Origin of the sequence: Sphingorhabdus sp. EL138, assembly GCF_900258045.1 — a bacterium.
In the GTDB taxonomy this organism is placed as follows: domain Bacteria; phylum Pseudomonadota; class Alphaproteobacteria; order Sphingomonadales; family Sphingomonadaceae; genus Parasphingorhabdus.
Window position 1 is genome coordinate 1143476 of the sequence record NZ_OGVD01000004.1, and the last position, 20712, is coordinate 1164187.

General features: G+C 52.1%; 24 protein-coding genes. 9 read left to right on the top strand and 15 right to left on the bottom strand.

From position 1 onward, the window contains the following. Nucleotides 1-2: 2 nt before the first annotated feature. The 5 genes from glmS to glmU are packed head-to-tail and all read right to left on the bottom strand — an operon-like array spanning nt 3 to nt 4448. On the bottom strand, nt 3-1826 hold the full coding sequence (gene glmS, locus DK507_RS15430; protein WP_109357196.1) for a glutamine--fructose-6-phosphate transaminase (isomerizing): 1824 nt from the start codon (nt 1824-1826) through the stop codon (nt 3-5). An 18-nt stretch (nt 1827-1844) separates the two neighbouring features. Continuing rightward, entirely contained in the window at nt 1845-2213 is a 369-nt protein-coding gene (locus tag DK507_RS15435; protein ID WP_109357197.1) for a type II toxin-antitoxin system VapC family toxin, read from the bottom strand. Continuing rightward, nucleotides 2210-2542, bottom strand: coding sequence for a CopG family transcriptional regulator (locus DK507_RS15440; RefSeq protein WP_109357198.1), 333 nt, complete (start codon nt 2540-2542; stop codon nt 2210-2212). Before DK507_RS15440 ends, DK507_RS15435 begins: the two co-directional genes overlap by 4 nt. 36 nt (nt 2543-2578) lie before the next feature. Further along, nucleotides 2579-3088: a GNAT family N-acetyltransferase gene (locus DK507_RS15445; protein WP_216822396.1), complete on the bottom strand. Its 510-nt coding sequence runs from the start codon at nt 3086-3088 to the stop codon at nt 2579-2581. Between the two features lie 10 nt (nt 3089-3098). Next, nucleotides 3099-4448 (bottom strand): bifunctional UDP-N-acetylglucosamine diphosphorylase/glucosamine-1-phosphate N-acetyltransferase GlmU, encoded by a 1350-nt coding sequence (gene glmU / locus DK507_RS15450; protein ID WP_109357200.1) that lies wholly within the window; start codon nt 4446-4448, stop codon nt 3099-3101. Between the two features lie 96 nt (nt 4449-4544). On the opposite strand from glmU, the gene DK507_RS15455 reads away from it, so the two are divergent. Continuing rightward, nucleotides 4545-5231 carry an HAD-IA family hydrolase gene (locus tag DK507_RS15455; protein WP_109357201.1) on the top strand — a complete coding sequence of 229 codons (687 nt, stop codon included), beginning with the start codon at nt 4545-4547 and terminating at the stop codon, nt 5229-5231. 3 nt (nt 5232-5234) lie between these two features. On the opposite strand, the gene DK507_RS15460 is transcribed toward DK507_RS15455, so the two are convergent. The 4 genes from DK507_RS15460 to DK507_RS15475 form a co-directional block, all read right to left on the bottom strand. Next, entirely contained in the window at nt 5235-6251 is a 1017-nt protein-coding gene (locus DK507_RS15460) for a nucleotidyltransferase family protein (protein ID WP_109357725.1), read from the bottom strand. Beyond that, nucleotides 6251-7111: an HprK-related kinase A gene (locus DK507_RS15465; RefSeq protein WP_109357202.1), complete on the bottom strand. Its 861-nt coding sequence runs from the start codon at nt 7109-7111 to the stop codon at nt 6251-6253. Before DK507_RS15465 ends, DK507_RS15460 begins: the two co-directional genes overlap by 1 nt. Before the next feature lie 14 nt (nt 7112-7125). Next, complete coding sequence (locus tag DK507_RS15470) at nt 7126-7404, bottom strand: HPr-rel-A system PqqD family peptide chaperone (RefSeq protein ID WP_109357203.1); 279 nt, start codon at nt 7402-7404, stop codon at nt 7126-7128. Between the two features lie 101 nt (nt 7405-7505). Then, nucleotides 7506-7844: a hypothetical protein gene (locus DK507_RS15475; RefSeq protein WP_254054454.1), complete on the bottom strand. Its 339-nt coding sequence runs from the start codon at nt 7842-7844 to the stop codon at nt 7506-7508. A gap of 415 nt (nt 7845-8259) precedes the next feature. Here DK507_RS15475 and DK507_RS15480 point away from each other — a divergent pair, with 415 nt between their 5' ends. From DK507_RS15480 to phoB, 7 genes are all read left to right on the top strand, one after another. Next, on the top strand, nt 8260-9438 hold the full coding sequence (locus tag DK507_RS15480; protein ID WP_254054409.1) for a cell wall metabolism sensor histidine kinase WalK: 1179 nt from the start codon (nt 8260-8262) through the stop codon (nt 9436-9438). 121 nt (nt 9439-9559) lie between these two features. After that, a complete protein-coding gene (locus DK507_RS15485) occupies nt 9560-10603 on the top strand; it encodes a substrate-binding domain-containing protein (protein WP_109357205.1) in 1044 nt (347 codons plus the stop codon). Between the two features lie 83 nt (nt 10604-10686). Further along, entirely contained in the window at nt 10687-12069 is a 1383-nt protein-coding gene (pstC, locus tag DK507_RS15490) for a phosphate ABC transporter permease subunit PstC (protein ID WP_109357206.1), read from the top strand. Then, nucleotides 12062-13330, top strand: a complete 1269-nt coding sequence (gene pstA, locus DK507_RS15495) for a phosphate ABC transporter permease PstA (protein ID WP_254054410.1) — start codon at nt 12062-12064, stop codon at nt 13328-13330. Before pstC ends, pstA begins: the two co-directional genes overlap by 8 nt. A gap of 53 nt (nt 13331-13383) precedes the next feature. Next, complete coding sequence (gene pstB / locus DK507_RS15500; protein WP_109357728.1) at nt 13384-14181, top strand: phosphate ABC transporter ATP-binding protein PstB; 798 nt, start codon at nt 13384-13386, stop codon at nt 14179-14181. Nucleotides 14182-14210: 29 nt separating this feature from the next. Further along, a complete protein-coding gene (gene phoU / locus DK507_RS15505; protein WP_109357207.1) occupies nt 14211-14936 on the top strand; it encodes a phosphate signaling complex protein PhoU in 726 nt (241 codons plus the stop codon). 4 nt (nt 14937-14940) lie between these two features. Next, complete coding sequence (phoB, locus tag DK507_RS15510) at nt 14941-15636, top strand: phosphate regulon transcriptional regulator PhoB (protein ID WP_109357208.1); 696 nt, start codon at nt 14941-14943, stop codon at nt 15634-15636. A 76-nt stretch (nt 15637-15712) separates the two neighbouring features. Here phoB and DK507_RS15515 read toward each other — a convergent pair whose 3' ends face one another. The 3 genes from DK507_RS15515 to epsC all read right to left on the bottom strand — a co-directional run bounded on the left by DK507_RS15515 (nt 15713) and on the right by epsC (nt 18258). Further along, nucleotides 15713-17068 carry a porin gene (locus DK507_RS15515; RefSeq protein WP_109357209.1) on the bottom strand — a complete coding sequence of 452 codons (1356 nt, stop codon included), beginning with the start codon at nt 17066-17068 and terminating at the stop codon, nt 15713-15715. Nucleotides 17069-17197: 129 nt separating this feature from the next. Then, a complete protein-coding gene (locus tag DK507_RS15520; RefSeq protein ID WP_109357210.1) occupies nt 17198-17554 on the bottom strand; it encodes a DUF2794 domain-containing protein in 357 nt (118 codons plus the stop codon). Next, nucleotides 17554-18258 (bottom strand): serine O-acetyltransferase EpsC, encoded by a 705-nt coding sequence (gene epsC, locus DK507_RS15525; RefSeq protein WP_109357211.1) that lies wholly within the window; start codon nt 18256-18258, stop codon nt 17554-17556. Before epsC ends, DK507_RS15520 begins: the two co-directional genes overlap by 1 nt. Before the next feature lie 152 nt (nt 18259-18410). Here epsC and DK507_RS15530 point away from each other — a divergent pair, with 152 nt between their 5' ends. Next, nucleotides 18411-19334, top strand: coding sequence for a hydrogen peroxide-inducible genes activator (locus DK507_RS15530; protein WP_109357212.1), 924 nt, complete (start codon nt 18411-18413; stop codon nt 19332-19334). On the opposite strand, the gene DK507_RS15535 is transcribed toward DK507_RS15530, so the two are convergent. Genes DK507_RS15535 through pgsA form a run of 3 tightly spaced genes read right to left on the bottom strand, consistent with a single transcriptional unit; the run spans nt 19331 to nt 20598 of the window. Continuing rightward, a complete protein-coding gene (locus DK507_RS15535; protein ID WP_109357213.1) occupies nt 19331-19774 on the bottom strand; it encodes a molybdenum cofactor biosynthesis protein MoaE in 444 nt (147 codons plus the stop codon). The genes DK507_RS15530 and DK507_RS15535 overlap by 4 nt on opposite strands. Continuing rightward, nucleotides 19771-20046: a molybdopterin converting factor subunit 1 gene (gene moaD, locus DK507_RS15540; RefSeq protein WP_254054411.1), complete on the bottom strand. Its 276-nt coding sequence runs from the start codon at nt 20044-20046 to the stop codon at nt 19771-19773. The genes DK507_RS15535 and moaD overlap by 4 nt, the downstream gene beginning before the upstream one ends. Beyond that, a complete protein-coding gene (pgsA, locus tag DK507_RS15545; RefSeq protein ID WP_109357730.1) occupies nt 20047-20598 on the bottom strand; it encodes a CDP-diacylglycerol--glycerol-3-phosphate 3-phosphatidyltransferase in 552 nt (183 codons plus the stop codon). Nucleotides 20599-20712: the final 114 nt, after the last annotated feature.

Sequence of the window (20712 nt, forward strand, 5' to 3'; positions counted from 1 at the left end):
TTCTACTCCACAGTTACTGATTTCGCGAGATTGCGAGGTTGATCAACATCCGTACCTTTTGCAACCGCCACGTGATAGGCAAGCAACTGCACAGGCACGGCATATACGAGCGGTGCGATAAGCGGATGAACCTTCGGCATCTCAATGGTCGCCATACACCCCTCGCCCGCTTCAGCCAAACCGGCAGCATCAGAAATCAGCACAACCTTGCCACCACGCGCCATCACTTCCTGCATGTTGCTGACCGTTTTTTCGAATAGCGGACCAGATGGCGCCAGCACGATCACCGGCACGGCCTCGTCAATAAGTGCGATGGGTCCATGCTTCATCTCACCTGACGCATAACCCTCAGCATGAATATAGCTTATCTCTTTGAGCTTTAACGCCCCCTCCAATGCCAACGGATAATCCGGGCCACGGCCCAGATAGAGCACGTCTCGCGCTGGCGCGATCAGATGCGCCATATCGGCTATATCCTCATCATGGGCGAGCGCTGCGTTCAATGCCGCCGGTGCTTCTGCGAGATGTTCGACGACTTCATGCTCTTCATCACGAGACATTTTGCCCTTCACCACGGCCAAATGTGCGGCGAGCGCAGCCAGAACGGCCAATTGGCAGGAAAACGCTTTCGTTGAAGCTACGCCGATTTCGGGACCGGCATGAGTTGGCAGCAGCAGGTCAGCTTCACGCGCCATCGAACTCGTCGGGACATTGACCACTACCGCGATCTTCTGGCCCTCTTCCTTGCTGTGGCGCAATGCTGCCAGCGTGTCAGCAGTCTCACCCGATTGCGAGATAAACAACGCCAGTCCGCCTGACTCAAGCACTGGCTCACGATAGCGAAATTCCGATGCGACATCGAGGTCCACCGGCACACGCGCAAAGGTCTCAAACCAATATTTGGCAACCATCCCGGCATAATAGCTCGTGCCGCAGGCGACGATGGTTATCCGCCTGATATCCTTGAGATCAAAGTCCATCTGCGGAAGCGCCACTTGTTGCTCGAGCGGCCTGATGTAGCTTTGCAACGTCTGCGCTACCACTGTCGGCTGCTCGAAAATCTCTTTCTGCATATAGTGGCGATATTGGCCCTTCTCGATCGTTGCAGCCGACACCCCGGAGGTCGTCACTTCGCGCTCCGCGGGGTTGTTGGCCCTATCGAAAATCTCGGCACCGTCACCGTTAATCACAACCCAGTCCCCTTCTTCGAGATAGGCTATCTTCTGGGTCAATGGCGCTAAAGCAAGTGCATCGGAGCCGAGATAGGTTTCACCTTCGCCATAACCGACCACAAGTGGTGAACCGAGCCGTGCGCCGATCAGCAGATCAGGATTGGACTTGAACGCAATCGCCAGTGCAAAGGCACCGCGCAGTTGCGGCAATACCGCCTGCACAGCTTCTTGCGGAGATTTGCCAGCCTCGACCTGCTCACTGACCAGATGCGCCACAACTTCAGTATCAGTTTCGCTCTCAAAACTGCGACCCCGCGCCGATAATTTTTCGCGCAGCGGTTTGAAATTCTCGATAATACCATTGTGAACCAGTGCCACTTCACTGGTCGCATGCGGATGGGCGTTGCTCGTCGTAGGCGCGCCATGGGTGGCCCAACGGGTATGGGCAATGCCGATCATTCCCGGAGTATCTTCCTTTTTCAGCGCTTCGACGAGGTTGACCAGCTTGCCCTCGGCGCGACGGCGGATCAGTTGGCCGTCATGAACCGTACAGACGCCGGCGCTGTCATAACCGCGATATTCCATCCGCTTCAGGCCATCAACGAGACGATCCGAGACCGCTTCCTTGCCAACAATTCCGATAATTCCGCACATAGTTCTGAAGCTTTCTTCTTAAAGAGTATAGGGGACGCGAATGCCCGGCATTTCCGCCGGAAAGTCACGTGTGTTTCGGGTGATCAAGATGCGCCCGGTAAGCTGGGCAGAGGCTAGAATGACGGCATCCATGGTTTTCAACCGCCGCCGGTCACTGCGCAGTAAGGCTGCCCGCCGACCAATTTCTTCATTCACCTCAATGATGTTGAAAAAGGAGAGAAACGCCTCCGCCCGATCGCCGTCATCCGGCAGCGCCCGGGTCAACACTTCGACCCAGGTCAGCCGGCTGATATAACGCCGGTCATAGCGCTGCAGTTCAACATTGGCGCGGCCAACATCGTTCAGCGCATCGAAAAGGATATTGCTATCAAAAACCGCTTCGTTCACGAGGCGTCCTTCTTGCGATAACGTTCGGCCTCACGGTCATCGTCGGCGTCGAAAAGGTCGGGAAATTCCTTGCGCACGTCCCAGTAATCAGGATCCCAAGGCCGCGTCCAGGACGCCCGCTCGCGCCGCTGCCACGCAACCGGATCACCAACTTCCCGGCGATCGCGCCAGATTCCAAAATATTTCTCAATCCCCTGTTTCGACGCATCCGCCCGAAACGCCGCAACGGCGTCGCGCAGCAATTGCGCCCGCGACGTCCCCTGCGCCGCCGCCTGAGCATCCAGCCACTGGACATCTTCTTCGGATAGATCGGCAAGTATGCGAGTCATGATATACTGATATCATATCATGATATCATGTCAAGTTTAACCGGATTGCGGCAAGATATAGATATTTCTGTCCAGCCCGTCCGGAAAAGAACGCCGCTTCTCGACGACACCGCCAAGCTTCTCTACAAGCCGCCGAGCTGGAATATTCTCATCATTCATGTACGTTCGTACTGCGTCCCATTTGAGATGGTCGTAGCCAAAGCCGATAACAGCCTTGGAAAGCTCCATTGCCAGGCCCTGCCGCCGGAAATCGGGCGTGATCCACCAGGTCAATTCCGGACAAGGCCATCCTTGCGGATAGACCAGACCTGCTCCGCCCACCATATTTCCGGATTCCTTATAATAAGCGGACCACATTCCGAAGCCGCGGATCGTCCAGTGGCCGATATCATATGCCAACTTCCGCCAGGCTTGCTCCGCGTTTAAAGGACCTCCGTAGGCCGCCGATCCAACTTCATCGGCATAAAATCTACGGTAGACGTCAAAATCATCTTGCGCCGGTGCGCGAAGAAACAGTCTTTCCGTTTCGATTTCGGGAATACTCACCGTGTGATTGTCACTTCCCAGCCTTCTTCTTCGCGCTCACCGCGTTAAACCGGTCCGCCCAGCCCTTTTTCGCGGCTTGCTCTGCCCGCACCAGCGCCAGATCGCCGGCTTCCACATCCCTCGTCAGCGCGGCGCCAGCGCCGACTATCGCGCCATCGCCAATTGTCAATGGCGCTACCAATGCGCTGTTGCTGCCGATAAAGGCGCGCTTCCCGATCTTCGTTTTATACTTGAAATAGCCGTCATAATTGCAGGTGATTGTGCCCGCCCCGATATTAGCGCCCTCGCCCACTTCGGCATCGCCCAGATAGGTCAGGTGATTGGCCTTGGCGCCCTTGCCCAGCACCGCCTTTTTCATCTCGACAAAATTGCCGACTTTAGAACCTTCCTCGAGCACCGCGCCCGGTCGCAGTCTTGCGAACGGACCGACATTGGTATTCGCACCAATAGACGCCCCTTCAATATGGCTATAACCATAAATTCGCGCGCCGCTGGCTACCGTGACACCGGGTCCAAAGAAGACATTCGGTTCTATTATAACGTCTGAAGAAAGTGTTGTATCATATGAAAACCAAACGGTTTCCGGTGCAATCAAGCTGACACCATCTGTCATCGCCTGCGCACGCCGACGCTGCTGCCACTCACCCTCGACGGCCGCCAGTTCGGCACGACTGTTGACGCCCGCGACCTCTGCCGGGTCATCCACCTCAATGACCGCGCTGGCCTGCCCCGGCAGCATCACGATATCCGGCAGATAATATTCGCCCGCAGCATTATTATTGCCGATCTGGTCGAGCAGGATGAACAGGTCGGTTGCCCGCGCCGCCATCAACCCGCTATTGCACAGGTTGACCGCACGCTCGGCGTCGTCGGCATCCTTATATTCGACCATTTTTTCGATCTCGCCCTGCTCGCTGGCAACGATCCGGCCATAAGCACCTGCATCATCGGGACGAAAACCGAGCACGACTGCACGCGGATCGGTGCCGTCATTCAGCCGCGCAATCATCGCCTGCATGGTCTCAGCGCTAACCATGGGCACATCGCCGTAAAGGATCAGCACATCACCGGCAAAGCCCTTTAGCGCATCATGGGCCTGCGCAACAGCGTGGCCGGTGCCCAACTGATCTTCCTGCACGGCTATCGCGACATTGCGATCTTCGACGCTCGCCTCAATCTGCTCGCGCCGCGCACCGACGACCACGACCGTGCGTTCCACACCGATAGAATCAACTGTATCGAGCAAATGATGGAGCATTGGCTTCCCGGCAACCGGATGCAGGACCTTGTGCATCTCCGATTTCATCCGTGTACCTTGTCCGGCGGCTAGTATTATGGCTGCTAAAGGTCGGTCACTCATGCCAAAAACTCCGAATACCCTGTTCCAACGCTGAATTTGCGCCCCATGCCATGATGCGGTTGCTTATGCCAGCAAGATCGGTTCTATGCAGGGACTATGACAGAAATTTCTTTCGATATCATTGGCTTTGATCTGGATGGAACCTTGCTCGACACCAGCATGGAACTGGCCGCTTCGCTCAACCACGCGCTGGACAGAGCTGACCGGCCGCAAGTGGACGAACAATCTACCCGATCTTTGGTCGGCATGGGCGCGCGGCACATGCTGGAAATGGCACTGGAACAGTCCGGCGGCAGCGACAAGGATCTGGTCAAAAACCTGATGCCCGTCCTGATTGACCATTACGAGGCCAATCTGGGTAATAATGCGCCAGCTTTTGCAGGGCTGATGGAAGCCATGGATGCGTTGCAAGACCAAGGCATCAAATTGGCGGTAGTGACAAATAAGTTTGAAAGCCTTGCGGTGAAGCTACTCACTAATGTCGGCATGATAGATCGTTTCATCACAGTCATTGGCGGCGATACGATGGGCAAAGGCCGCAGCAAGCCCAACCGTGACCCGATTGACGAGATGATCCGGCGCTGCGGCGGGGTATTAGATCAAACACCGGCGGCCTTTATTGGTGACAGCATATTCGACATTAAAGCAGCCCAAAATGCCGGTATCGCCAATGTCGCGGTCAGTTTCGGCTTTTTACATCAGCCCGTTGAAGAACTGGGCGCCGATGCGATTATCGATCATTATGACGAGCTGGTGCCCGCCCTGACCGCACTGAGCCGCTAACCGTCAGCCTTTGCGCCACTTGGTCCATAAATGGCGGGCCAGCATCAACGGCGGCATCCTGAGCCAATGAGAGCGGATATAGAAGGCCTGCCGTGTGAACTTTCGGGTTTCTCTTCCCCAGCCATCACGGGCCAATAGCCTTCTGAAGTAAAGATAGTCCGTGAACTTGGTGTGGCCCGCGCGATAATTATAGACCGGCGTATCATAGAGGCGGAAAGCTAACCGCAATGCCCGTGCGAGATGCGGCTCCAGCTGATGCAGTCTGGCCCGGACGCCCAACACGGTCCAAAACTCCGCGTCTGCTTCCGAAAACTGCCGTACCAAACGGTCGATATCCCAAAGGTTGCGCAACCCTCCGGCCAGATCACCATCAGCAAAAAGATGAGCGACAGAGTGGAGCAACATATCAGCAGGCGACATGACGTAGAGACCTGAATCCAGCTTGACCGCTGCATCCAGCATGGCCTGAGGATTTGGCGTCGGTTCAGCGGTCAGTGGTAAGGTCGTGTGATGCACATCGATCATCCGGTCGCGATCGCGGTGGATCAACGGCGGTAGCTCATGCATATGTTCGCGATAATATTGATCGTCATAAGGGTCCGGCTTTACCCATTCCCAACCCGCATCCAGCAACGCCTCTTCAACAGCGAGCAGCGAGTCCTGGGCGACCATGATATCGAGATCGCCTATGCTTCGACCAATCCCCGCATCAAGATCCGCCGCGACATAGGCGGTGCCTTTCATCAGCACGACCTTGCAATTTAGCGGCGCAAGAGCCCGGCGCGCGCTATCTGCCTCCCAAAGCGCTTGTTGCCTTGCAAGGTCAGTAGCTTGAATCGCATCTTTCAGAATGGGCCCAACTTGCTCCGGGACAGCAATTTCGGCCAACCGATGGGCAAGACTGCCGATGAGCGACTCTGCTCGGGCAATGCTGATCAGGTTGGTCCATCCAGCGCCATCAAGTGAGAGAACCGTCTCTGGCTCGCGCAAGGCATCGACCAAAGGCTGAGCATCGCGCATCATGGGAGCTGGCTCCACAAGTCGTTGATCAGGTCTTCGGCCTGATCCCCTGACTGATAATCCATCGCTTTGGTGGGCACGTTATCAACAAATCGGGTCAGGGCCCGAAAGCCCGTCTCTCCAAGAGCCACATAGTTTGTCGACGCCTGGGTCAGCCGGACAAATATCTCGCTCTTGCCCATGTCACGCAGAGCAGGATCATGACCAAAGCGCGGAAACAGAAGCAACGCAGGCTTGGCGGCGTCCACCATTCTGTTCACCGCATCCAGCGGCGGGACGATATGGCGGATGTCTCCTTTCGGCGTCCCCTTCATCAAGGGGCCAAAACGATTTTCAGGTACAATTGCCTTCATTGCCGCAATTGCCTCATTTTTGAGGCTGATCAGCCGAGGGAAGCTGTGCACCATGCCGGTGTCCGGATTGAGCAAGGCAAATTCATCGCCCATGAATCGCCAGCCTTTTTCCGCGAGCATGGCGGATAGCGTCGACTTTCCCGAACCTGACAAGCCGGTCATTAGCAATGCCTTACCATCCTTTTCGACACTGCTGGCGTGCAGCAAAAGATGCCGCCGCCAACCCAGTGCCATTTGGAGATTCATACCCATTTCCGCAGCCAATAGGCTTTGATCAAGCGGGAGCGGCGCAGCATCAGGAAGCCAAAAATCACCGGAGATGTGAACAGAAGGCCGAAAATAGCGCCGCCAAGGTTTTTCAGGCTCCAACCGGACGGTGAAGTCAGCGTAGCCATCCTGTGACGTTGGATAGTCCTTGTAGAGGGTTGCCAGTTGATCGAGAGGCCGCCGCCAGGTCGACGCCAGCCGATATCGTGTCGGCCCAACGGTCAGATAGAGCTGATGCATGCGCGCCACCGGGCCTAAACCTGTTCCACAAGGCCAAGCGAACACAGCTCGACAAGCCTCGCCAGAACAATATCGGCGGCGTCGCCGCTGTCCTCCAGATCATAGCTATCAGACAGTCTGCCCGCGATATCCTCGGCCGTCAGAGCATCCTTGTTCATAACCGCCAGTATTGCGGGTACCGGGTCTACAACCATATGAGTGATACCCGATGATTTCTGGAAAATCAGCGTCATACTGTCCAGCGGATGCTGGATCAGCCCTTCGGATGCGGCGGCGCGATAAAGCTGGCTCATTGGCGGTTACACTATCCCTGATCACGGCAAATCATTCGAAAAAGCCATTAGCATGAATATGTTAATAAGCATTGGCTTTGAAGCCAAAATTCAGTGCAAAGCTATCGCGGCATTTGCAGAGATGCGTAGCAGGTAAAACCGCTTTGCCCGGACTGGAGCCGCCGGATATAATTCACATAGGCTTTGGATTGATCATAGGATGTGCCTGGTAGAGACCGGCCATTCATCGCGCGCTTCACTTCTTCACCGGTAAAATTCCGGCCTGCGGGCGGAAATGCACCCGGCGTGTCTGGTGATACAATTTTTCCGTCAGGGCCGATATACCCGCCCGCGGCATGATTTCCCGGGACCGGAATTTCACAATTCAGCACCGAACCAGCGGTCTGCGCTAAAGCCGGCTTGATACTGACAACCGCAGATGCCGTCACGGCCCCCATCATCAGCGCACGGCGGCGAGTGACGATCGCAGCATTCTGAGAAGCGTCCTGGAAATCTGCAGTTTTCCCATTCTGGGTTGGATTATCGGTCATCACGTAAATTTTCCTCTGAACTTAGCTCTTAAAGAGAAAAACGATTAAATGCGAGTGAACAGTCGCAACAGCAAATCGTCGTCCATAAACGGGACAAATTGGCTAAAACCCTTAATGCTTGAGATTTGATTTCAATCTCCGGATGCGCATCATCGACTACAATTTTTACATAGCCGTTGCTGTTTCTGTGCAAACCCGCCTAAACAAGCGACCGAATTCCAGCGCAACGGCAAATATGAACACAATTTCTCCATTTCGGCTGATTTTTGCGATTCTCCTGATCATCGGGGGATCAGTTTTGGCTGCTCAAACTTCCGCGGCACTGATGAAAATTATAATTATGTCGGCATTTGGAATCGTCGGCCTTGCCATTGTTGCCTTGGAAGATCGTGCACCGCCGCCGCCAGATTTCAACGCGCTGGAACGGCAAAAAAAACGGCTACTATACCAAGGTAGGGCGGAAGCTTACCAGGATGTGGTTGATCCCATTACCGACCCGATTTTACTTATCCGCAATGCCAAAGTAGCGATGGCCAATCCGGCTGCGAAAAATTTTCTAGGCAATCATATTATCGGAGAGGACGTGCGGGTCGCGATTCGTCATCCGGCAGCTGCCGATCGCTTGGCTAATCCCAATGCCGAACATACAGGAGAACCCATTTTATTAGTCGGGGTCGGCAGTGCTGATCAGCGTTGGGAATTACGAATTCATGCACTGGATGACGGACTAAAGCTGGTTCAGTTGTCAGACCAAAGCAGCCGCTACGCCGCAGAACGTATGCGTACTGATTTCGTGGCCAATGCCAGTCACGAACTACGTACGCCATTGGCTGCCATAAAAGGTTTTATCGAGACTCTGGAGAACCCCGAAGCAGGCAAAGATGAAGACACACGTGCACGTTTTCTGACAATCATGTATCGTGAAGCCGACCGCATGCAGCGATTGGTCGAAGATCTGATGTCGCTGTCCCGTATAGAAGCCGAAAAATATCAATTGCCCGCAGAGCCGGTTGATCTGGCCAAGCTTGTGGCAGAAGTGAGAACGGTTTTTCTGAACGGTCGTAGCAAGAATGAAGATAATTTTGTTATCTCTCTGCCCGACAACTTGCCGATGATCCAGGGCGACCATGCGCAGATATCCCAGCTGCTTCATAATCTGGTCAGCAATGCCATTAAATATGGACGACGGGGTACGCCGGTATCAGTTGCAGTCAAACCCAACCGAAATGGCTCGATGCTTCGCCTGTCCGTGACGGATCAAGGCGATGGAATAGCTGCAGAGCATATTCCGCGACTAACGGAACGTTTTTACCGCGTAGACAAAGGGCGGAGCAAATCGATCGGTGGAACCGGGCTGGGGCTAGCCATTGTCAAGCATATCACCGAACGGCACGGCGGCCGGATGGAAGTAACCAGTGAACAAGGCGTTGGCACGACTGTCGCAATATTCCTGCCGGTTATCAAACCACAGAGCGGAAGCATCACCATACCCGATGTAATATAAGTGTCATAAATATGTAATCATTAGGACACTGCGGACTTTTAAATGCTGTGCAACCGGCCAGAAATCAGGACCGATTCTTGGCCAATTTTTTTAACACTCCATAGAAAACGGGGACGGTAAAATGTTTAAGAAAATCGCTCTTTTGGCGGTATCAACACTCGCCTTGGCAGCATGTCAGGATCAGGCTTCTGGGGGACAGGGCGGAACACGCAGTGAAGTTCGCATTGTAGGTTCTTCAACCGTCTTCCCTTTCGCTAAAGCGGTGGCAGAACAATTTAGCGCTGGTGGAGCAAACACTTCACCCATTCTGGAATCAACCGGCACCGGCGGCGGAATGAAGCTATTCTGCGCAGGCGTTGGAGCCAATACTCCTGATATTGCCAACGCATCGCGGCGGATGAAGGCAACCGAGTTTGAAATGTGCAAAGAAAACGGCGTCACTGATGTGGTCGAAGTGCAAATCGGAATTGACGGCATCGCGATTGCACAAGCCAATGAAGGCCCATCGATCAAATTGACGCCGACGCAAATATATGAAGCCATTGCAGAGCGCCCATTTGGTAAAAAGAATGAGACTAAGAACTGGTCCGACATTGATCCTTCGCTTCCCAATATTGCGATCAGTGTTTACGGTCCGCCATCCACTTCTGGAACACGCGACGCACTTACCGAGTTGATTATGGAAGTCGGCTGCAAAACCGACGCCACAACCAAAGCGTTGAAAGACACAAATGAAGACGAATATGATGCCATTTGTCACGATGTACGCGCTGACGGTGCCTACATAGATGCTGGCGAGAATGACAATCTGATCGTTCAGAAGTTGAAAGCCAATCCAAACAGTGTTGGAATTTTTGGCTACAGCTTTCTGGAGGAAAATACCGACTCGGTCCGCGGCGTTGCTGTTTCCGATGTAGAACCTGCTTATGATGCCATTGCATCTGGTGAATATCCAGGAGCGCGACCACTTTATATCTATGCTAAAAAGCAGCATGTGGGTGTTATCCCTGGTCTTCAAGAGTATTTGACAGAGTTCGTCAGTGCTGGCGGGGCTGATGGCTACCTTATTAAAGCTGGCCTGATCGCATCACCTGATGACATTCGAACACAAATGGCCGACACTGTAAAAAGTCTGCCAGTCTTGACGGGTGATGAACTGAAATAATTTGCTAGCGGAATGCGGGCCGCTTTCTTAAAGGGTCCGCATTCCGCTATACCTATTCCTAACCAAGGATCAGTTATTCTACCGTGACAGGCTCCATACTCTTCATGCTGATCATTGTCCTTGGTGGCATTGCGTGGTTTTTTGGCCGCGTCAAAGCCAGCCGTTTTTCAGCTGACAACAAAAAAAGGGGAGCTGTACACTCACTCCCCAATTATCATGGTTGGTATGTCGCCCTTTGGGCTATCGGCCCTGCCCTTTTATTTCTTATGATCTGGAACACGGCTAGCCCGGCGCTCATCACCGATGCGGCGTTGACCAGCCCAGCGGCAGAACAACTCCCACAAGATCCTTTCGCGCGAGGCGCCATATTAGCGGAAGCGCGCTCCATCGCATCGGGGCAACAGGTTCAAGCCTTTAACCCTCTCTCTCAATCCATGGTTGAACCTTATCGGACCGCAATATCCTATTATCGGACACTCGGGATGGTTGCTGCGCTCTTGTTGGTGTTTGCCTGCGGTGCTTTCGGATGGCTTAGGCTAAAGCCGGAACTCAGGGCACGTACAAAGATTGAACGCGCAACCATGCTGCTGCTGCTTTTTGCATCGCTCATCGCCACCATTACCACCATAGGTATATTTGTATCATTGATCTTTGAATCGGCACGATTCTTTTCGATGGTATCTCCCATCGACTTTTTATTCGGAACCGAATGGAATCCCAAGGCCGTCGCAGGGCCACGGGGCGAGACTGGATTCGGTGCAATTCCTCTATTTTGGGGCACTGTGTTTATCGGCGCTATCATTGCGATGATAGTTGCCATCCCGCTGGGTTTGATGAGCGCAATCTATCTCACCCAATATGCACCACCTAACTTTCGCGCATGGATGAAACCGATTTTGGAGGTACTCGCTGGCGTTCCGACGGTTGTTTATGGCTATTTTGCAGCTTTGACTGTTGCACCGGCCCTGAGGGATTTTGCGGTTTCCATCGGAATTAGCGGAGCCTCTTCAGAATCCGCACTGGCTGCTGGTGTAGTTATGGGCATCATGATCATCCCCTTTGTTTCCTCTATGGCTGATGATAGTATTGCCGCGGTTCCCAGTGCGATGCGTGATGGATCGCTCGCCATGGGCGCGACAAAGAGTGAAACCATAAAAAAGGTTCTCATTCCGGCCGCTTTACCGGGCGTGGTCGGCGGCGTTTTGCTCGCCGTAAGTCGTGCCATTGGTGAAACGATGATTGTTGTTATGGCTGCAGGTCTCGCTGCAAATATGACCGCCAATCCGTTTTCTAGTGTAACAACTGTAACGACCCAGATCGTCAAGCTGCTGACCGGTGATCAGGAATTTGACAGCCCCAAAACTCTGGCGGCCTTTGCACTCGGACTGGTGCTGTTCATAGTGACCCTTCTGCTCAACCTTATCGCACTTAGAGTCGTTAAAAAATATCGGGAAGCTTATGAATAGCAACGCGACCTTTGTGGAAGAACGCAATCCCACCGATTGGCAGAGCGATGCAATGCAACAGCGCATTCGCAGGCGTTATGCCGCCGAACGACGGTTCAAGGCATTGGGTATCGGTGCGATCATATTGTCAGCCGGTTTTCTGGCGTTTCTGATGATCGTGATGGTCGGAAACGGCCTACGCGGCTTTACGCAAACCGAGTTACCGGTAGAGATTGACTTTCCTGCCATGACCGGAGGCGCGTCTGCCGACCAGTTTGAAGGAGCAAATGGCCCGGCCAATCTCAGGACATTGGGTGTTCAGGATATTGTAAACACCAGTGTTCAAATTCAATATGGCGAAGAAGGCAGCGAATTGTTCTCAGCCGGCGGGTGGCAGGCCGTCAATCAAGAGATACTGAAAAACCCCCAGATTGTAGAAACAAAAACGACGCTATACCTGCCGGTCGAATCAGAAATTGATGTCGCGTTTAAAGGAAGTGGCAGCGAGACTGCGGAAGACATGGTTGCCGAGTTGAAAGACCAGTTGAGCACTGGATTTAACTGGAATTTCTTGACCAATTCTGACGCGACTGACCCGATGCAAGTCGGGATATGGGGGGCGCTGAAAGGTTCATTGATAACAATGTTCATCACATTGCTCATCGCCTTCCCGATAGGTGTACTTTCTGCCCTTTATCTTGAAGAATATGCGCCAAAAAACCGTTTCACCGACTTGATTGAGGTTTCCATCAACAATCTTGCTGCCGTTCCATCGATTATCTTTGGTTTGCTTGGTTTGGCTGTATTCCTCAATCTCTTTGGTTTGCCGCGATCCGCTGCACTGGTAGGGGGGCTAACGCTGGCTCTTATGACCATGCCGGTAATCGTGATATCCGGGCGCAATGCCGTCAAAGCCGTACCTCCATCTATTCGTGAGGCGGCTTTGGGCATAGGGGCCAGCCAAATGCAGGTTGTCTTTCATCATGTTCTACCGCTCGCCCTGCCCGGCATCCTGACAGGTACGATTATTGGCATGGCCCGGGCCTTGGGCGAAACCGCGCCTTTACTGATGATTGGTATGCGCGCCTTTATCGCTACACCACCGGGCGGTATTGTTGAACCTGCCACCGTTCTACCGGTGCAAATTTTCCTTTGGTCGGATGAGGTAAATCGCGGCTTTGTCGAAAAAACCTCGGCGGCAATTATTGTGCTGCTACTGTTCCTTCTCACAATGAACGCTCTTGCGATATATCTACGCAATCGTTTTGAAACCCGCTGGTAGATCGTGATATGACAGAATTATTAGACAGTACCAGTTCCAGTGAAAGTCCAATCATGACAGAGACCACAGCTTCCGCCATTTCTGCTGGCGATGGACCATTGAAAATGACAACCCGCAATGTGGATGTTTTTTATGGTGAGAAACAAGCGATCAAAGATGTGTCCATTGATGTTACTATGGACAACGTCACTGCATTCATTGGCCCTTCCGGTTGCGGGAAATCTACCTTTCTGCGCTGCCTGAACCGGATGAATGACACTATTCCCATTGCTAGGGTGACCGGCGACATTACCTTGGAAGGCGAGGATATTTACGCCCCGAAGATGGATGTCGTGCAACTGCGAGCACGGGTCGGGATGGTTTTTCAAAAGCCCAATCCATTTCCCAAGTCAATTTATGACAATATCGCTTATGGCCCCCGTATTCACGGGCTTGCCAGCAGCAAAGATGAGCTCGACAATATTGTCGAAACGTCGCTGCAGAGGGCGGGTCTTTGGGGTGAGGTGCAAGATCGGTTACAGGACAGCGGAACCGCCCTGTCCGGCGGTCAACAACAAAGGCTGTGTATCGCCCGTGCCATCGCAGTTGACCCCGAAGTAATCTTGATGGACGAGCCTTGTTCAGCGCTTGACCCCATCGCAACGGCGAAGATTGAGGAACTGATCCACGAACTGCGTGGGAAATATGCTATCGTAATCGTGACACATAATATGCAGCAAGCTGCCCGGGTGTCGCAACGTACCGCCTTCTTCCATTTGGGAACTTTGGTGGAATATGGCGTAACGTCCGACATATTCACTAATCCTACGGAAGAGAAAACGCGGGACTATATTACCGGACGCTACGGCTAAGCGAACTGCAAAGGGAAGGAACCCCAAAAATGCCAAATAGCGGCACAGAACATACCGTTAAAGCTTTTGACACCGACATAAATGAGCTGCGCGGCATGGTTGCAGAAATTGGTGGTCGCAGCGAACAGGCGATTTCGAAGGCAATGCGTGCCCTTGAAAAGCATGACCTGAAACTGGCTGAAGAAGTTGTTGCAGAAGACAAGTTGATCGATGACTTGGAAAAACGGATAGATGACCTCACTTTCCAGACAATTGCATTGCGTGCGCCAATGGCTGACGATTTGCGCGAGCTGATCGCTACGTTCAAAATATCAGGGGTTGTCGAACGCATTGGCGATTACGCCAAGAACATTGCGAAACGCGTTCCGGTTATCGCCAGTACCCATAAATTGGGTCCAGCTTCGTTGTTACCCTCCATGTCAAATGTGGCGTCGGAACTTGTGAGAGACTCTCTGGAAGCTTTTGCCAGGCGAGACGCCGATCTTGCTCTTGATGTTAGCGAGCGTGACCAGATTGTTGATGATTTTTATACGAGCATATTTCGCTCGGTTATCACTTACATGATCGAAAATCCAAAGGACATTGGGGAAGCAGCGCATCTGCTTTTCATCGCCAAAAATCTCGAACGTATCGGTGATCACGCAACCAACGTTGCGGAAATGGTCTATTTTGCCGCCAAAGGTGAGCCGATGCCGGAACGTGATCGCGGTGAGAATCCCACCGATTTTATGGAAGAACCGACCAACGGGAAATAGCAATATGTCCAATGCGAGATTGTTACTGGTGGAAGATGATGCTGCACTGGCGGAACTGTTGTCATGGAACTTCAAAAAAGAAGAATATGACGTCATTCATACCGCTGATGGTGAGGAAGCATTGCTGCTTGTGAAGGAGAATCGTCCCGATGTTATCTTGCTGGATTGGATGATCGAGAACCTCTCGGGTATCGAAGTTTGCCGCCGTCTCCGTCGTTCTCCGGAAACTGCCAATATTCCGATCATAATGCTAACCGCTCGTGGCGAAGAAGAAGATAAAATCCGCGGTCTGGAAACCGGTGCTGATGATTATATTACAAAACCGTTCAGCCCGCGCGAGTTGATAGCTCGGGTCAAAGCTGTATTGCGGCGGGTCCGTCCTGCACTGGCTGGGGAGAAACTCGCTTTTGGAGACCTGGAGATGGACACTGTGGGCCACAAGGTGAAACGTGATGGCGATACTATTCCTCTCGGCCCAACTGAATTTCGGTTGTTGCGCCATTTTCTGGAGCATCCCAACTGGGTGTTCTCGCGTGAGCGCTTGCTCGACAGTGTCTGGGGGCAAGACAGCGACATAGAGCTAAGGACCGTCGATGTTCATATTCGGCGTCTGCGCAAGGCGTTGAATGCAAACCAGCGTCCGGATATTATCCGAACAGTCCGGTCTGCCGGCTACGCTCTCGATACGGAAGCTGCCTAGTCTCGAGCGTTTCGTAATGAACAAAAAAAAGGCCGGCTAATACCGGCCTTTTTTTCATTTGCTCTGCTTGAGATTACTAGAAAGAAATCTGCGCCCGCGCGCCGATCACATCGACGGAATAGTCATCCGGAGCTCCCGTTACGATGCCCAGCGCATTGCCGTATGATAGATGACCATAGTTCACCAGAAAACGAACATAATCAACCGGAGTCCAGATCAAAGATGCCATATAACCATCCTGCGTCCCTCCGATGATACCAGCATCAGTGAGATCAAGCCGGTCATAACGCACATTTACTTGCCAGGCGCCAGAACCACCAGAACCAACGGGATTGTTAACTTTCACGCCTTTGAAAACACCGCCCTTATATTCGCGCTTGTCATCGGTCAAAAACAGCCCGGCTTCCACCGAACCACCAAAGAAGGTGGGATTAGCCAGACCCGGCCGACTGACCCTCGCCCAGTGGGTTTCAGCAGCAGCGTGGAAACGGCCGGAAATAACAGCTGCTTCTAAACCATAAGTCAGCTGTTCTTCCGCAGAGATGTTACCGGTGTTGATGAAACGCGTGTCAACACTGTGGATCAATGGCCGCTGACGATAACGGACTGAATCAATGGTATCTCCGAGGTCCGTCCAGTGAACAGAGCCACCCAGATGAAGTTGGGCATCACCAAGTTTTGGCGCAAACACCAGCCTGCCATCTAGGCTGATGCTGTCATTACCGTCACTCAGGTCATCAATATTGTCGGTAAATACACCGCCTTGCAGCAACAAATCACCGGTCTTGTAAGCTGCGGAAACACCGACCTTACGCTGAAAACCAAATGCGTCGGTAAAGGCAGAACGTTCAATAAAGCTGGTATCGTTGCTGCTCGATATTTCTTCCAATGACTGGAAGTTATTATGCTGGCCAACCGTTACCGTTAGACCACCGCTTTTATAATCCAGATAGGCGTCGGTTAGTTCAACACCGTCTAAAAGATCAACCTCAAGCTTATAGCCGAAACCGCCAGGAATCTTGCCCTGCACGCCCAAGCGAACACGCCGTGCTTCGTTTGAGAAACCTTCGCCAGGAATATCAATTGTCGATGGTACAGATGAAAGATTATTGAAATCGTAGAGAATACGACCGCGTGGTTTGAAACTCCAGCCGTCGTCTGTTTTGATTTCAGGCGCGCCTTTAAACTTGATACTGGTTTTCTCTTTGGTTTGAGCGACTTTTTCTACCGCAGCGACTTGCTTGCCTTGCTGTTGTTGTAAGGTTTCAACACTACCAAGCTGCGCGCGCAAGCTCACGACTTCTTGCTCAAGCTGATTAAGACGCTCCAATAGCGCTGCTGCTTCCTCGCTCGATATTTGCGCCGCAATAGCCTGGTTCGGCAAGAGTGCCAAGATCGCGGCACTTGTTACAAGAGTAGATTTCAAATTCATGTTCACAGAATCCCCAAACAATGTCTTGATTGATGACGGCTCTATGATTTTTAGGTTTCGGAAAAACGTCTTTTTTATTGCAGTTTTTTTACGAGCTGATCGTTTCCCAGTTTTCCGGGCGAAGGTGCCTTATTCTGGAACCAGTTTCATTAATTTGCGTTCCATTGGAGCAAGTACCCCGGCAAGCTCATGGCCGCGCTTTAGAATCTGCCCATGCTCGCCATGCAACGTCCACATACCTTGTTTATTGCGATCCGCCGGACGCTTCTCGATCCGCATTTGTGGTCGTTCCGATGTCCGTCGAAATGCAGCAAAAACGGCTGCATCCTTACCCATGTCCATCGCATAATCGCGCCAGTGACCTGCGGCGACCATTCGTCCGTAAAGATTGAGAATCCGTTCCATTTCTTTCCTTTCAAATCCTACCTGAACGGAGGACACTTTCCTGTTGGGAAAAGATGAAACGTTGGAATTTTCAGAGCGCATCAGGCGCTATCTCTTTTGCTTTCCGATTTATCGTTCTGAGGCTTGTCACGGCCCTCTGCATAAGCGGCGATCCGTTTTTGCAGCTGCTCCATTTCACATTGCAAGATTTCAAGCTTCTGCGTTGCGGGATCAAAAACCTCACTGCATGGAGTTCCATAGGGGGTGAATTCTTCCTGATATTGTTCTACTTGAACAAGCGTTGGACGAGCCCTAACACCCACCATCGTCGCACCCTCTGGTACGTCCTGCGTCACCACGGCATTGGCCCCGATACGTGATCTTTTACCTACCGTAATGGGCCCTAATATCTGTGCGCCAGATCCTAAGATGGCATCATCCTCAATGGTTGGATGCCGCTTGCCACCGACACCGTTTGCCGGATTGGTCCCGCCAAGCGTCACGCATTGATAAATAGTAACATTGTCCCCGATTTCGGCGGTTTCACCAATTACCGAAAAACCGTGATCAATAAACAGGTGCCGGCCAATCTTGGCACCTGGATGAATATCAATAGCAGTAAAAAGGCGAGAAAAATGGTTCACAAAACGCGCAAAAAAGAAGAGTTCACCTTTGAAGAACCAATGCGCAATCCGGTGCAAACCCAACGCTAATACACCCGGATAAAGGAGCACTTCCCAGCGGGAGCGAGGAGCGGGGTCTCTCGCTTTTATGGAGTCCAGATACTCACCAAGGTCCCGAAACATGTCTTCCTCCGACAATTTACAAGTAGATAAGCTAAGGACCCCGATCGGATATTTCCAGTCCTTTCTTGCAACTCATTTAAAACGGGTCTTTTTGCACTCGTATTTATGATCATCTTGAATTATTGGGCAGCCATTCATCGAAGGGTCAAATCATGTCAAACTACCTGCCGACACTGAAGCAGCTGCAATATCTGGTGGCACTGGAAGAGCATGGTCATTTTGGAAGGGCGGCGGAAGCTTGTTATGTTACCCAGTCGACCCTTTCAGCCGGCATTAAAGAACTGGAGACATTGCTTGATGTAATGCTGGTAGAACGGACACGCCGCGTGGTTCGCTTTACTGAACTTGGCAAGCAAATGGTGGAAAAATCACACCGTATTTTGCGGGAAGCGGAAGAGCTTTCCGACATGGCGCGTTCCGCTGGCCAGCCACTGGTTGGTGATGTCCGAATGAGTGTAATTCCAACAATTGCGCCATTTCTATTGCCCAAACTGCTCCCCAGATTGCGAAAAGAACGGCCGGAACTCAAACTCTATCTCAAGGAAGAAACCAGTCATTCGGCCTGTGATTCACTCAATCACGGGCAAGTGGACTGTGTTCTGCTAGCCCTACCCTTTTCATGCGGTGATGTTGAATCGGAAACTCTATTCGATGATGAAATTTTTGTTGCTTTTCCAAAGGATGATCCTCGCGATCCGCCCAAAGTGATTGATCCAGCGATCATAGATGAAAATAGACTCTTGTTGCTGGAGGACGGCCATTGCCTGAAAGATCATGCTCTTGCCGCCTGTGATCGTCCGGAGCTCAGAGCATCCGCGCGTATGATGGGTACGTCACTTCATACCCTGGTTCAAATGGTCGATAACGGGTTGGGCCTGACTTTACTTCCAAAAATGGCCATCGATAGCGGAATTCTAACCCATACCGATATTTTGGCACGCCCGATCAAGTCGGATCGTGCATTTCGTGATATCGCTTTGGTATGGCGCAAAAACAGTCCTCGCAAAGAGGAATTCAAGCTTCTGGCGGAGATCATGCGCCAGAGTCAAAGCTGGGTTACAGAAAAAGCTGCCTAGTTTTCCCAGCCTTTGGCGGCATCAAGGTCTGACTGACGTTCTTCGACCCAGCTCTCGCTGCCATCTTGTTCTATTTCTTTTTTCCAGAACGGCGCAACTGTCTTGAGCTGATCCATGATGTAGGAACAGGCTTCAATCGAAGCCTGACGGTGGTCGGAACAGGTGCATGCCAAAACAATCTGTTCACCAACGCGTAAACGCCCTACCCTGTGGATGATAGTAATCCCGTGAAGATCCCACTTTTCTAGCGCTTCATCAGCAATTTTGCGTAGCGCCTTCTCGGTCATTGCAGGATAATGTTCAAGTTCCAGCGCATCAAGCGTGCCATCGCCTCGCACTTGTCCGACAAAGCTGGTCACGGCGCCACCACCGAGCGCAGACAGGTTTTTGATTTCCGCACCGGCATCAAAATCACTTTCTATGACAGATACCTTGATCATCCGCCCGTTACCGGTGGAAATATCGCAAGTTCCTCGGCATCACGCAGTGAAGCATCCAGCCCGACAAAACCCTGATCCAAAGCGAAACGCAGCTTTCTAAGATCGGAAAATACATCACGATAGACTGGATCACAATTTTGCAGATGCTCGATAAGTTGACCAACATTCTCCACAATTTCAGGAAGCTCCAATAGTTCCTGATCACGGCCAAGCCGCTCTTTTACCCATGAAAAATAGACAATGTTGATCTGGTTGGGCATTTCGTTGGTCATCTAATCCATATGCTTCAGACCAACCCGTAGATAGTCCCAGCCTGTAATGAGCGTCAATATCGCCGCAGCCCAAAGTGTCCATATGCCGACGGTAAGAATAAATCCAAACTGCGGTAATCCACCGGACAATATCAAAGCGCCAAGCGAAATGAGCTGAAATGTGGTTTTCCATTTGGCCAGCTGCGAAACCGGAACGCTGACTTGAAGTCCTGCCAGAAATTCACGCAATCCCGACACTGCAATTTCGCGAAGCAAGATGATAAGAGCTGCTATGACGTTATAACCTTCTATGTCGCCGGTTGCGCAGAGGATAAGAATGACCGAAGCGACCATGATCTTATCGGCAATTGGGTCGAGAAAGATGCCCAGCTTGGACACTGTGCCCTGGGATCGTGCAAGATAGCCATCAAAATAATCCGTTATCGCCATCAACCCATACAATACCGTCGCCAGCAAATAGCCCAGTTTCCAATCCGGCCACCATAGCAAACCGACCAGAAACGGCACCGTGAATATACGGGAAAGGGTCAAAATATTCGGTAGATTCAACATATTGCCCGCTGCCATAACGAGGTTTGGCCAAAAGTTAAATCCTATCGTTGCGATCCCGGCATTGATGCGGAAATTTTCTCGCATCCAACGCCTTGCGCTATCGGGCAACATCGT